Origin of the sequence: Shewanella sp. HL-SH8 (genome assembly GCF_051165765.1) — a bacterium.
GTDB lineage: Bacteria > Pseudomonadota > Gammaproteobacteria > Enterobacterales > Shewanellaceae > Shewanella > Shewanella glacialimarina.
Genome location: NZ_CP195039.1, coordinates 3169798 through 3183113 on the forward strand (window position 1 = coordinate 3169798; position 13316 = coordinate 3183113).

Annotated in this window: 12 protein-coding genes; 3 read left to right on the forward strand and 9 right to left on the reverse strand. The window is 40.8% G+C overall.

Annotated elements, in window-relative coordinates; all coding sequences use genetic code 11:
- The 3 genes from ACRWQN_RS13970 to ACRWQN_RS13980 form a co-directional block, all read right to left on the reverse strand.
- Positions 1–1035 (reverse strand): helix-turn-helix domain-containing protein, encoded by a 1035-nt coding sequence (locus ACRWQN_RS13970; protein ID WP_434938394.1) that lies wholly within the window; start codon positions 1033–1035, stop codon positions 1–3.
- 24 nt (positions 1036–1059) lie between these two features.
- Positions 1060–2070 (reverse strand): protease SohB, encoded by a 1011-nt coding sequence (gene sohB, locus ACRWQN_RS13975; protein ID WP_434938396.1) that lies wholly within the window; start codon positions 2068–2070, stop codon positions 1060–1062.
- Positions 2071–2185: 115 nt separating this feature from the next.
- Complete coding sequence (locus tag ACRWQN_RS13980) at positions 2186–4684, reverse strand: VolA/Pla-1 family phospholipase (RefSeq protein ID WP_434938398.1); 2499 nt, start codon at positions 4682–4684, stop codon at positions 2186–2188.
- 259 nt (positions 4685–4943) lie between these two features.
- Here ACRWQN_RS13980 and ACRWQN_RS13985 point away from each other — a divergent pair, with 259 nt between their 5' ends.
- Positions 4944–5681 carry a YciK family oxidoreductase gene (locus ACRWQN_RS13985; protein ID WP_434938400.1) on the forward strand — a complete coding sequence of 246 codons (738 nt, stop codon included), beginning with the start codon at positions 4944–4946 and terminating at the stop codon, positions 5679–5681.
- Between the two features lie 105 nt (positions 5682–5786).
- On the opposite strand, the gene ACRWQN_RS13990 is transcribed toward ACRWQN_RS13985, so the two are convergent.
- The 6 genes from ACRWQN_RS13990 to pspA form a co-directional block, all read right to left on the reverse strand.
- Complete coding sequence (locus tag ACRWQN_RS13990; protein ID WP_434931558.1) at positions 5787–6113, reverse strand: ComEA family DNA-binding protein; 327 nt, start codon at positions 6111–6113, stop codon at positions 5787–5789.
- A 141-nt stretch (positions 6114–6254) separates the two neighbouring features.
- Positions 6255–7400: a TIGR01620 family protein gene (locus tag ACRWQN_RS13995; RefSeq protein ID WP_434938401.1), complete on the reverse strand. Its 1146-nt coding sequence runs from the start codon at positions 7398–7400 to the stop codon at positions 6255–6257.
- An 18-nt stretch (positions 7401–7418) separates the two neighbouring features.
- Positions 7419–8876 carry a YcjX family protein gene (locus tag ACRWQN_RS14000; protein WP_434938403.1) on the reverse strand — a complete coding sequence of 486 codons (1458 nt, stop codon included), beginning with the start codon at positions 8874–8876 and terminating at the stop codon, positions 7419–7421.
- A 46-nt stretch (positions 8877–8922) separates the two neighbouring features.
- Positions 8923–9318 carry an envelope stress response membrane protein PspC gene (gene pspC, locus ACRWQN_RS14005; RefSeq protein WP_434926617.1) on the reverse strand — a complete coding sequence of 132 codons (396 nt, stop codon included), beginning with the start codon at positions 9316–9318 and terminating at the stop codon, positions 8923–8925.
- The gene (gene pspB, locus ACRWQN_RS14010; RefSeq protein WP_235089213.1) at positions 9311–9544 is read right to left on the reverse strand and encodes an envelope stress response membrane protein PspB; all 234 of its coding nucleotides are present in this window, start codon (positions 9542–9544) and stop codon (positions 9311–9313) included. The genes pspC and pspB overlap by 8 nt, the downstream gene beginning before the upstream one ends.
- A 20-nt stretch (positions 9545–9564) precedes the next feature.
- Complete coding sequence (pspA, locus tag ACRWQN_RS14015; RefSeq protein ID WP_434931553.1) at positions 9565–10248, reverse strand: phage shock protein PspA; 684 nt, start codon at positions 10246–10248, stop codon at positions 9565–9567.
- A gap of 177 nt (positions 10249–10425) precedes the next feature.
- Between pspA and pspF the strand changes: the two genes are divergently transcribed.
- A complete protein-coding gene (pspF, locus tag ACRWQN_RS14020; protein WP_434938404.1) occupies positions 10426–11544 on the forward strand; it encodes a phage shock protein operon transcriptional activator in 1119 nt (372 codons plus the stop codon).
- A 146-nt stretch (positions 11545–11690) separates the two neighbouring features.
- On the forward strand, positions 11691–13316 hold the full coding sequence (locus ACRWQN_RS14025) for an ABC transporter substrate-binding protein (protein ID WP_434938406.1): 1626 nt from the start codon (positions 11691–11693) through the stop codon (positions 13314–13316).

The following is a 13316-nucleotide window of genomic DNA, read 5'->3' on the forward strand; positions in this document are numbered from 1 at the left end:
TTACTCAGGTTTATTTAAACGTAAAAAATAGCCTGGGGGGTAGCCTAACCAATGTTTAAAGCTTTGCCGAAAATGGCTTACATCACTGTAACCCATTAACTCGGCAATATCTTCGACATGCATTTTATCGGATAGAATCATTTTAATGGCCATCTGACATCGAACTTGATCGACCAGTTTTTGATAACTGCTGCCCGCTGATGCCAATTTACGCCGTAAACTTCTATCACTCATATGCATTTTTTCTGCCATACCCTGTAAGGTTAACATTGCAGGCATTGATTGACGAAGTTGCTGTAAAACGGTTTCAATTAATGACGGTACTTGCGGCGTTTGTAGGTGATTATCTTTAGTGTCAAAGAGGTAGGTGATAGGTAAAGCTAACCACTTAAGTTCGATGCTCCACTCAAAATAATTTTGTTGATAGCAAATGTTTGCACCGGTAAATTCAGATAAAAAACAGCCATTATCAATAACACTGTGATCACAGGTTTCAGCTAAGTGAATATCATTTATCATAATACTTTGCCCCACCAGCTGCCTAGCCAAACCAACAAGGGAACAAATACTGTGCTGAAACTGAAACGAATATTTTTCTCTATTCGATTTACCCGTATTAAGCCAACGAACCCAAATTTTGCCATCCTCGACCCGCACTAAACTATCAGTAAAACTCCCGACCAATTGCGGGTTTTTAACCACAAACTGTAAACAGTCGCCTAAAGAGTCAAACTGGTTTAAATAAGGTAACAGTAAATCTAAACTGTTAACCTGATAACTGGCGCCTAACCTTGCTCCCATGTCATGGGTGCTATTGAGACGCAAGGCTTCAAGCGCAAAATCGACTTGCCACACATAAACAAATTGACTAGCAGCTAACTCCACCATTCCCACCCCAATTTGCTGACAAACGGTTTGCACCAATTCATCACCTAATTCTTGTTGGATAAACAGCAAAAGATTACGCAGTTCAAAAGCGGGATAACATTGGTCACCCACCATTAAATTTGCGTTATAACCACCTTGTTTAAGCATTAAGCCTTGCTCTCTAGTAGATAACTAAATGGGCCGATTAAGCTCAGTCAGCTTATTAACTACACTGTTAACAGATAACGATGCACCGTGGGCAATTTTATCAGCCAGTTTTTTCTTCATTTGGTACTTAAGCTTGTAAACTTGATGATCTTTGGCTAGCTGCAACACGATATCATCGCTGGTAGCAATTTCATCAACCAAACCTAACTCTATCGCCTGTTTACCATACCAGTGCTCGCCAGTAGCCACTTTATCTAAATCTAACGCTGGACGATAATGACTAACAAACTGCTTGAATAACACATGGGTTTCTTCTAATTCTTGTTGGAACTTTTCTCGTCCTTCATCGGTATTCTCGCCAAACACTGTTAACGTCCGTTTGAAGTTGCCTGCAGTATGTTGCTCATAATCAATTTCATGTTTTTTAAGCAAACGACTAAAGTTAGGTAATTGCGCTACTACACCAATAGAACCCACAATAGCAAACGGGGCAGCAACTATTTTGTTGGCCACGCAGGCCATCATATAACCACCGCTGGCTGCGACCTTGTCAATACAAACAGTAAATGGGATATTGGCTTGGCGTAAACGGTCTAATTGACTTGATGCTAAGCCGTAGCCATGAACCATCCCACCACCACTTTCTACATTGACTAATACTTGATCCCCCTCTTCAGCAATGATCAAAATAGCAGTGATTTCCTCACGCAATGAAGCAACTTCGCCAGCATCAATACTGCCTTTAAAGTCTAGAACATAAACCTTTTTAATTGGTTGCTCGTTTTTGTCGGCTGCTTTATCTTCTGCTTTAACTTTTTTCTCGTAAGCTTTAAGTTGTTTCTTAGACAATAACTCGTGTTTCAAATCGTGTTTTAATTGCAATAACTCATCGCTTAAATCTGTCAGTATTAGCTCGCCTTTATCGGTTTTGTTTTTCATACCACTGGCAATAACAATCACTACCACAGCTACGATGGCAATCACTATGGTGACCGCTTTAGCCAAAAACATGCCGTATTCAATTAAAAAGTTCAAAATTTACTCCGAAAAAAAATATTAACTTAGTTTACCAACATCTACTGAGAAACAAACAATAAAAAACCCAGCTTCTGCTGGGTTTTTAAACAATCAAAAGACTAAATTGTCATGATTAATTACAAGATTGAATCACATCAGAATTAGAAATCAATACAGTTGCAGAACCTAATGCTGCAGTACGAGCAAACATGGCTACTTGAGATTGCATTTCAGCAGTAGCTTGCGCTGCCATGCCATCCGTTGCTGCTGTCTCACGTGGGCTCACAATCGAACTGTGATGTCCTTTAGAGAAGCGAACCGCAGCAGAACCCGCAGCTGTTGAATCCGCACAACCTAAACCAAGAGAAGTAATTAATGGCTCTGTACCTGAAAGCGGAAAACCAGCAACCGCATTAGGTAAAGTTTGGTCTGATAGATTACCAGCGCCATCGCCAACCACTTCAATTAAATGAACCGGTAACCCTGTTGCAGCTAATTTAGCACCATGGTTAATTGGATCCGCACTGTCTACAGCTGTTTGAACAGCAAATGCAAAAGTCGGAAGAAACTCAGCATAAACCGCTTGAACTAATGCGGCATATTCTGGTGAGCCCACTTCATAACCAGGTACTTTATTAGCAGCATTAACCAACGCCATAAAGGTATCTGACTTACTAATGCTATCAAACAATACTGGACCAAAAGCTGCTGAGCCAGCAAAAGCCCCTGCTAAACCGCCTGCTGGAGCAACTAGTGAAGATGCAGTTATTCCATAAGCATTAGGTAATTGTGTGCCCGATGCTGGATCAACTAAGCCTGTGCTTGCGTAAGTTGAGAACGTTGTGCCTACAATGCCACCAAGGCTTAAACCTTGTGCACTGATTTTGCTTATATCGAATACTTGCTGACCACCCGCTTGGGCAATTTGTGAGTACATACCAGTAAGCAATAAACGCAGCGCTAGGTGATCCATTGTCGCTTGGCGGAAGTTATCGCGCACAGTTAATGTACTACCAATATTGACAAATACTAATGGGCTACCATTTTTGAATGCATCAGGTTTGCCAACTACCGCACCGTAAGATGGGTCAGTTGCCGACACTTCATACTTGCCGTCACCATTGGCATCGAATGATCGGGCGCCATGCAATGGCATATCAATCGCAATTGTAGCAATTCCCATTGCAGCGTAAGAACCTGCATAGGCTAAGGCCATCTCTTTACCACCACCTAAACCATGCAATGCAATGTTAGTTGGCCAGCCGTTCGTTGGCGGCATAAAGGTCAAACCTTGAGATGCTTGAAAAGCTGCAACTTTCGCAGCATTTGGGATTGCAATCAATACTGGTACCGTTTCATAACTCATGATTTTCGGAATAGGATTGAACTTAGTTAAATGTTTAGTTGGATCGGCAACAGTACCGTCATCTAACATCCAAGGGTAGCCAGCTAGCAAAGCAGGATTAGCAAGTGCAGCACTTGGGTCAATACCAAAACCAATAGCTTGCTGGGCAAAGTTAGCTTGACTCATCTTGCCAGCTTGAACCGCTAATAAGACTGATACAGGGCTATCGCCTTGGGCAAACCAACGGCCATTAATTAACGGCGCACCTTGTGGGCTTAAGCAAGCACTTGATGAACAGCTTCCATACATTGGCAACTTAATGCTCGCGGTATAAACATCCGCTAAACTAGAAACCACATAAGCGGCACCGTCTGCAGGTGTTAATCCTGCTGCTTGCGCAACTGTCACCACACCACCAGCACCATTAGGCATAGGAGTAGGAGTTTGAACGAACGAAGGCATATACGGTGCTCGAGCCGCCATAAGTAGCTTGGTCGTTTCATATACATCTTTTACCGATTGAGTGGTAAATAAACCTGAGAAACTAATGGTTTCAGCATCAACACCGTGTGCTTCAGCCATACCTTTTTCATAACTGTTTACTAATCCCTGTAGTTGTAATTGTTGAGGTGTTGCTAAAGGATTAACATCAATGTCTAATTTAAGCAAACCATAGGTTGTTGAAGGTGCAATACCACGCCCAAGTGAATCTTGAATCAGGTCAGTTGTTGCATAAATATATGACTGGCCGGCTTTAAGTGGCTTAAGTGGCACAATGGCAACTTTATTACCAGAAGCCTTAGAAACGAAATCTACGCCAAATGATAATTCTTCACCTACTTTACATGCAGATACTGAAGCGGCTGCCTTACATTCTGGGTCGCTTGATAATGCCCCGCCAACCGTTGCTTCAAATACTCTTACGGCACCTGGCTGAAATACAGAAGCAGCATCCAGTGTTAATTTATTGCCATCTAAGTCATTGGCAAGGTCAACAGTAATAGTAATAGGAGATGAGGTTGACCAACCATCTAGGGCACCTAATGCAAGCTGTGGATTGACATAATCAATACCATCTTCACCTGGAATACTTAATGTGCCGTCTGTCGTGCCACTGAAGAGTAAATCGTTTGGTAATGGTACCTTGCCGTTAGCTGGATCAAATTGCATATGTGAAACAGGTACTAATGGAGTTGCTGTTTCTCTTGCTTCATTGAAGCTTTCTTCTGAACAACCGGTTAGTCCTAGAGCAGATGCAATAGCAACACCCAAAATGAGTCTTTTCATCTTTTTTCCCCAAATCTTGTTGTAATAATTTTGTTTTCCCCAAAAATTGGTCACAATAGTCCAATCCTGTGACCATAAGGACTTATTTTAGTCCTTAGCTAGTCTCAAGTTAACGTAAATATATAGAGTTAGCTACAAGTTTATTACACACTATTGACTGTTTGACATACAAATATCAGTCATTTGTTTAAAACAGTCGTTTATGTTTTGTTCGATTGTAGATTTGACGGGCAGTTCCGTCCCAAGGAATTAATGAATCATGTTGGAATATCAAGCTAAAAAAGATCTCCTTAGTAATAAAATAATATTGGTTACAGGTGCTGGTGATGGCATTGGTCGCGTAGCGGCATTAACATTCGCTGCACATGGTGCCACGCTAATACTACTGGGTAAAACAGTTAAAAAACTTGAAAAAGTATACGATGAGATAGTGGCACAGGGTTCACCAAATCCTGCGATAGTACCTTTAGATTTAAACGGCGCTACTGAGCAACATTATCTCGATATGGCCGACACCATTGCTGAACAGTTTGGGCAATTAGATGGCCTGTTACATAATGCTTCACACTTAGGCGCACTTGGGCCGTTTGAGCATATAGACTTAACATCACTAGAAAAAATAATGAAAGTGAATGTGACTGCAGCGGCGATTATGACTAAAGCATTGTTACCTGTAATGCGAAAAGCTAAAAATGCCTCTATCATCTTTACATCAAGCGGTGTTGGCAGAAAAGGTCGTGCCTATTGGGGACCCTATGCGTTTTCAAAATTTGCTACCGAAGGCATGATGCAAGTTCTGGCAGATGAATGTGAAAACACCTCAGTACGAGTAAACAGCATTAACCCTGGTGCTACTCGTACTGAAATGCGTGCAAAAGCTTACCCGGCTGAAAATCCACAAGCATTAAAAACGCCAGAAGATATCATGCCAACCTATGTGTTTTTAATGGGTGATGATTCGCTTAACACCAATGGCGAAGCTTTAAACGCACAATAAACAACTATCTACAAGCCGTAATTATCTATAACAAATATAGTTAAAAGGCAGTTACAGTTAAATAAAAAGGAAGCTTAATGCTTCCTTTTTATTACCAGACTCGTTTTAAATAGCTAACCTGTCTGCATTTTGAGTTAATAGTTTTTCACCAATACCACTGACCTGAGTCAGCTGTTTTATATCGGTAAACTTACCATTTTTATTGCGATATTCGATGATTGCTTTCGCCTTTGCTTCGCCTATCCCATTAAGAGTTTGCAACTGTGCTGCATCCGCTTTATTCAGATTGACTTTAGCGGTCATTTTAGCGCTAGATTCAGTTGCAGCTTTTATGCTTGGCGTTGTTTCTTGTGCTGCATAGGCTGTATTATTAACAAAGGTACAAAGCATTATCGCCATCACAGCTGCAAGCCAAAAAGATGATATTTTCATGGTGTTCTCCTGTTATCCAAAATCAGAGCCTATATGCCGACTTCCCTATTCCCTGGCGGGCTCAATAATCTACTTCATCAGTAAAGCAGATAATAAGGCTAGACTAAGATTAAAAAACATACAAATCACCTTGTTAATTTATTAGTTTTTTTGCTTAATGACCTGCTCTTTTAATGCTTTTGACTGACTCAATGCATCAATCGTCAGCCCTTTTATCTCAGCCAATAAGTGTTGGTGTATTTTACTTAATTTTGGTTTATTCTTCGAATTGAACTGAATTGGTCGACATAGGCTCATCGCCTGATAACCCAACCTTGCCGTTAACAAACCACCACCTAAGCCCTGCGCGACTCGTGCGGAAAGTTTGCCTGTCAGCTCAACCGATAATAGTTGAGTGCCTAAATCAGTTGCCACTTCAGCTGTACCAGCATAAATGATATTAACAATAATCGAGCGAATGAGTTTAATTCGGCTCCAATAGCCAAGTTCAATGCCATAAACCTTGGCAATTTTTGAAATCATTGCTTGATTTCGCCATAATATCAACGCCATATCTAATGCAGCTAAAGGGCTAGCCGCCAGCAATAACGCCGACTCTGCAGCAAATCGAGCAACATACTGCTTAGCAAGTTCATCACGTTCGCTAAGGACTAAGTCATCAAAAAGTAGCACTTTTTCTGCATCATTGTGTTCCGCACTGACTTGGGATAAATACGCACGCTTGGCGTTATTATCAGGATAACGCTGTAATAATGTTTGAATATAAGCTTCAGCTTCCCCTATCTGCATGCTATCAGCTAATCGTGAACCTGTGTCTTGATCAACACTGACCTGCTTTAGTGCCGCTAACTTACGCCACTCTTTGATACTTACCATGGCAACCCAACTCATCACCACAGCCAGTGCCATAGAGTAGAAACTAAATAGATAAGGACTTGTCTCAAAGGCACTAATCAAACCCGTCACAGTTTGTACTATGACAAGCAGTGTAATAGCTAGTAAAGATAGCTTTGCCAGTAACGACCAACGATGTGGTTTTTTTGCCTCTTTTGTCACTTCATCCAGTACGCTCTCTGGCATCATTTGATTGAATTCATCGCTATCAGCGTCAACTTGCGACATAGATGACAATTCATCAATAAAATTGGCGTGATCAAAAGACTGTGCTGGTTTTATAGACTTTGACGCTGGAACTGAACGAATCTCTGAATGTTGCATTTCAGTCAATTCTTCAACGTCTTGTGCTGAAAACACTTTAGCCTGTTTTATTGTATTACTCTGTTCCATACAATTAATACTCACTAATTAGGCAAGCTTATCGCCTAGTAAAAACTCTAATAAATGATCCAAACGAATATGGGGATAAAGACGCTCTTGTGGATTAACACTGCTACCAGAAACAAAGTCCTGATAAGGCGGTGCAAAAGTTGGAAAACCAAACCCCTGTTGCCGCCAAAACTCAGCATCAGGTAAGTGGCTGGGCACATCACCAGGGTAAAGGGTGATTAATTTTCCCGTTTTATCGCGCCCTTTTATGACTTCTTGTTGGCCATCTGCTGTATTAATCATCCCATGCTGAGTCGCTTTAATCGCACTAACTGCCATGGTTTCGACTTCACAACCTTCAAAACGAGCAAAATACTGGCTTTGTTTTAGCATGTCAGTTAATAGACTCAAAATATGACTTTGTTGACTTCGGGTTACACGATCCACCTGACTTGCGGCAAAAAGCACCTTATCAATTTTTGGCGAAAACAGGCGTTTTAGTAAACTCGACTGCCCAAACTGAAAACTTTCCATAATACTATTTAATGCCAACCCCATATCATTGAACTGGCTCTGGCCATGGTTTAGACCGTTTAAGCAATCGACCAACACAACCTGGCGATCAAACTTAGCAAAATGATCCTTATAAAATGGTTTAACAACCTGAATAACATATTGCTGGTAGCGCTTTTTTAGCACCTGATAAGTGCTAGCGGGATCAGACTGACTCAGCTCAGCATGCTGAACGGGCGGTAATGACAATAATGGAAAGAATGTTAGCAGCGGGGTATTTTCGTACTCACCAGGCAATAGCATTCTTCCAGGTTGAGCAAAATAAAAGCCCTGCTTATGCACCATGTCTTGTAAAAGATGCTGATAACCATCTGCTATTTGCTTTAACACTTGCTCATCTGCAGGGGCTGATAAATCGAGTGCTGTGACTTGTTTTGCAAATGCACTGTATAAAGGGGAGCTTTGTAATCGCCTCTCGCCCTGCTGCTGACTTAAGCACCAGGCGGTAAAATCTTGTTTTAACATAGGTAAGTCGAGCAGCCACTCACCAGGATAATCTACAATATCAACAATCAAAGTCGCTGAGTCAGTTAGCTTAGCTAACACACCTTGCTCTGGACGATACTTAATCGCTAGACGCAGTTCAGTAATATTTCGTGTCGATGGTGGCCAAAGCGGAGGCTGTTCACCCAAAGCTTGCATTGCGCTTTGATAATCAAAACTGGCGATATCAAGATCAGGTTGTAATGATCGCTTTACCGCCAGTAAACGCCCGTCACGCGCAACTTGCCACAAAGGTAAAGGATTTTTATCGAAGTTCACACCAGCATGTAGCAGCTGATTCACCAATCCAGTAATAAATGCTGTTTTACCAGCACCAGATAAACCCGTTACCGCTAAGCGAACATGTCGGTCGGTACTGCGATGAAGTAAAGATTGGGCTGACTGAGTTATTTTATTGAGCGATCGATCCAGTAAACTCATGGCTGATTCCAAATAAAATAAGGGCGGATAACCGCCCTAGATTTGATTACAGACTATTGATTTGGCGTTTCAAATCAAATGTGTCTGAAGTAACATGTTGTTCAAGCTTTTGTAATCGAGCTTCTAATGTTGAAAACTGTCGATTGACATCAAACAATGCCTGTTTTGCTGGCTCGCCAGCTTGCCAAACTTTCTTTTTAAGCTCAATGTCTTTATGGTTGTCTTGGTGCTGTTGCACTCGCGGTTTTACATCTAAAATCATCCACATTGCGATATAAATGACTAAGATTACACCGCTACCACCGAGTAAAAATATTGATGCAGCGACCACTCTGACCAACCACACTTCAAAATTTAAATACTCTGCAATCCCCGCACATACACCTGCAATTTTACCCGTTTGGGGAATTCGGTATAAGGTTCGCGCTTTAGGTTCATTCATGCTTGGTCCTCCATTCTGGAGATTCACTGTCAAGAATTGCTTCAAGCGTATGAATACGACCACCCATTTTTTCCGCTTTAGCAATTAAATCATTTAGTTGGTTAAATTCTTCTTCAGTGAGCCCCTGGCTCACTTGTCGCTTACTGCGATAATGAAGAACCAACCAGATAGGTGCCACAATAACCAAAAAAATGATAATTGGTGCAATAAGAAGATCCATATCCATAACTCACCTCTGAAAAATTATTATACTTTTGATTTAGGTTGGTTTTTCGCTTTCATCTTTGCTTTTAATGCAGCTAGCTCATCGTTAACTGAGTCTTCAGCTTTAAGCGCGGCAAACTCATCATCTAAGGTGGATTTTTTGCCTAAATCATAAGCGTCAACTTGCGCTTCAAGTCCTTCAACACGACGCTCGTATTGTTCGAACTTCATCATAGCATCATCAATTTTACTTGAATCAAGTTGCTTTTTAACTTCTAAACGAGAAGTCGCTGTTTGCTTACGCATGATTATCGTCTTTTGACGGGCACGCGCATCGGTTAGCTTATCTTGTAATTGCGCTACTTCATCTTTCAAACGAGCAATGTGTTCTTCAACAACCTTTAATTCCGCTTCAAGCGTTGCCAGCAAACCAGCTGTTTTTTGCTTTTCAACCAACGCAGCTTTAGCTAAGTCTTCACGATCTTTTGAAATAGCTAATTCAGCTTTATCTTCCCAATCCTGTACTTGCTCTTGCACTCGGCTAATACGACGAAGTAGTTCTTTTTTCTCAGCTAACACTTTTGCTGAAGTAGAACGCACTTCTACGACTGTATCTTCCATTTCCTGGATGATAAGGCGAACCATTTTTTCTGGATCTTCGGCCTTATCAAGTATTGCGCTGATGTTTGAATTAACGATATCAGCAAAGCGAGAGAAAATTCCCATAATGTGTTCCTCAAAGTTATATGTAGATGTCGCATAGACTAATACATTATGTGTGCCAACATTTACAAATACTCTATTTTCAGTTACTTAAAGTGAAAATGATGTTTTGCTTTATTTATTCTCTTAAGCCATCTATTATGATTTTCACCAATAATTAGCGTAAAAGACTAAAATACTGTGAATAAGCAATTTCAGCAAGATAACCTTATCGGTCAATCCAATGCGTTACTCGAAGTATTAGAGCATGTATCGAAAATAGCCCCTTTGTCAAAACCTGTGCTTATTATTGGTGAACGTGGCACAGGTAAAGAGCTAATCGCAGAGCGGCTACATTATCTTTCCGGTCGGTGGGATCAGAGTTTTATCAAACTGAATTGCTCTTCTTTAAGTGAAAACTTACTCGAAAGCGAACTTTTTGGTCACGAATCTGGGGCATTTACCGGGGCTAAAGGAAAACACGAAGGCCGTTTTGAGCGAGCCGACGGCGGTACCTTATTTTTAGATGAATTAGCAAACACTTCTGGGCTTATTCAAGAAAAATTATTACGGGTGATTGAATATGGTGAATTTGAACGTGTGGGCGGCAGTAAAACGGTGCAAACCGATGTGCGCTTAATCTGTGCGGCAAATGAAGATTTACCTGCACTGGCTGAATCCGGTGAATTTAGAGCAGACTTATTAGACCGATTAGCATTTGATGTAATAACTTTACCACCACTGCGTTGTCGTACAGAAGATATTATGGACTTAGCTGAATACTTTGCCATCAGTATGGCTAGGCAACTCAAACTCGAATATTTTGGCGGTTTTAGTCCTTTAGCTGTTGAACAATTATTAAGTTATACCTGGCCAGGTAATATACGAGAACTTAAAAACGTGGTTGAACGTAGCGTATATCGAGAAGGCAGTGAGGGGCAGCAAATAGATCATATTATTCTTGACCCATTCGCATCTCCTTATAGACCACAAACTCGTGTTAAAACCAAAGAGCGTCAACAGGCATTTATTCAGCCTGTAATTTCGAATAATGTCGATGAGACAAACACTGAGTCGATGGGTATAGAAGAGAGCCCTTCCATAGAGTCATCAACTTCACAGAGCCATCACGGGCAAAAAACACAATTACCTCCAATCAACTTCCCTATCGACTTTAAAGAGTACACAGAAAAACAAGAAGTCACCTTATTACAATTAGCCTTAGCTGAAAGCCAGTTTAATCAGAAGAAAACCGCTGAAAACTTAGGCCTTAGCTATCATCAATTACGGGGGATTCTAAAAAAATACAACTTATTGTGAAGCTAAACTCTCTGTTTGCCCTTTAATTCAATATCCATTTAAAGGGCAAAGATAAAAACTAAAAAAAACAATTTAATAACTTGTTTGCTCCCAAGATATTTACACTGCTAAAATAGCACTTCAGACTCATAAAATACGATTTAGCTATGGCAATGTCTTTAAGACAACAGATTCAGCATATGTTTATATGTCTTGGCGGACTTGTACTCAGTGCGTGTGGTCAAGCAACCCTTCCCCCAGGGCTGGTATATTGTAGTGAAGGTAACCCAGAAAGTTTTAACCCTCAACTTGTCACTTCAGGCACAACTATCGACGCCACTTCCCATCAAATATACAGTCGGTTAGTTAATTACGACCCTGAACTGGGTGATATTGTGCCAGGTTTAGCCACTGAGTGGCACATTAGTGATGATGGTTTAAATTATACTTTTGTGTTGCGTAATGATGTTTTATTTCACCAAACAAGTCGCTTTAAACCACAAAGAGCGTTCAATGCAGACGACGTTTTATTCTCGTTTAATCGCATTATTGACTCGCAGCATCCTTACCATTTCGTTAGTCGCACAGGTTATCCATTTTTTCAAAGCATAGGTTTTGATAAACTTATTGGCTCAATTGAAAAAATTGATTCCCACCATGTGGTTTTCCACTTGAATCGTAAAGATGCTTCATTTTTATCCAATTTAGCCACAGACTTTGCGGTGATACTTTCTGCAGAATATGGCGACATGTTGCTTAAAAACGGAGAACCCGAACAGATAGATTTCCAGCCTATTGGCACTGGCCCATTTCAATTAAATCAATATGTCAAAAATGAGTACATTCGTTACAACAGGCATCCTTATTATTGGGGAGCGGCGGCAGACATTGAGCATTTAGTTTTTGATATCACACCTAAAAGCACTGCGCGTATTACCAAATTAATTACCGGCGACTGCAGTGTATCAGCCTTGCCTAAAGCTGGAGAGTTAGCAGTAATAGACCAGCATAAGCATATCAAAGTGGATATTAAACCTGGGCTTAATGTTGCATTTTGGGCGCTCAACACTCAAAAACCACCTTTAAATGACATTAAGGTCCGACGCGCACTGGCACACGCTATTGATAAACAAAATATTTTAGACGTGGTATATAATGGCATTGCAGTAGAAGCAAAAGGGATTTTACCGCCCGCGTCATGGGCATATTCTGATAATATCAATGCCAATAACTATGATCCTGCAAAAGCTAAAGCACTATTAAATGAAGCCGGTATTGATAAATTATCGATTGATATCTGGGCAATGCCAGTGGCGCGAGTTTATAACCCTAACGCCCTTAAAACAGCAGAATTAATTCAAGCTGATTTGGCTAAAATTGGCGTCAAAATCAATATCGTTTCATATGATTGGAGTGTCTTTACACAAAAACTTATCCGTGATGATTATGATTCTGTGCTAATTGGATGGAACGCAGATAATAGCGATCCTGACAACTTCTTTACTCCTTTACTTAGCTGCGCAGCTTTAGCATCGCACAATAACCGTTCAAAATGGTGCCAAAAAGATTTTGACCACTTACTAACCAGTGCTCAAAATACTACTGAACGTGAAGCGCGTAAGGCAATATACCAAGCAGCTGAAGCCATACTGAGTGATCAAGTTCCGCTTATTCCTATTGCGCATGCTCAGAAGGTTATTTTAAAGAAAGACACTATAACCTCAATGCAAGTAAGGCCCTATGGCGGCATTGCATTTGCAAAAATAGTTGAGAAAACACCAGAGAGTAAATAA

Coding starts and splice junctions, on each gene's coding strand:
- ACRWQN_RS13970 (WP_434938394.1), bottom strand. CDS start 1,035: ATGCTTAAACAAGGTGGTTATAACGCAAATTTAATGGTGGGTGACCAA.
- ACRWQN_RS13980 (WP_434938398.1), bottom strand. CDS start 4,684: ATGAAAAGACTCATTTTGGGTGTTGCTATTGCATCTGCTCTAGGACTA.
- ACRWQN_RS13985 (WP_434938400.1), top strand. CDS start 4,944: ATGTTGGAATATCAAGCTAAAAAAGATCTCCTTAGTAATAAAATAATA.
- ACRWQN_RS13990 (WP_434931558.1), bottom strand. CDS start 6,113: ATGAAAATATCATCTTTTTGGCTTGCAGCTGTGATGGCGATAATGCTT.
- ACRWQN_RS13995 (WP_434938401.1), bottom strand. CDS start 7,400: ATGGAACAGAGTAATACAATAAAACAGGCTAAAGTGTTTTCAGCACAA.
- ACRWQN_RS14000 (WP_434938403.1), bottom strand. CDS start 8,876: ATGAGTTTACTGGATCGATCGCTCAATAAAATAACTCAGTCAGCCCAA.
- pspC (WP_434926617.1), bottom strand. CDS start 9,318: ATGAATGAACCTAAAGCGCGAACCTTATACCGAATTCCCCAAACGGGT.
- pspB (WP_235089213.1), bottom strand. CDS start 9,544: ATGGATATGGATCTTCTTATTGCACCAATTATCATTTTTTTGGTTATT.
- pspA (WP_434931553.1), bottom strand. CDS start 10,248: ATGGGAATTTTCTCTCGCTTTGCTGATATCGTTAATTCAAACATCAGC.
- ACRWQN_RS14025 (WP_434938406.1), top strand. CDS start 11,691: ATGGCAATGTCTTTAAGACAACAGATTCAGCATATGTTTATATGTCTT.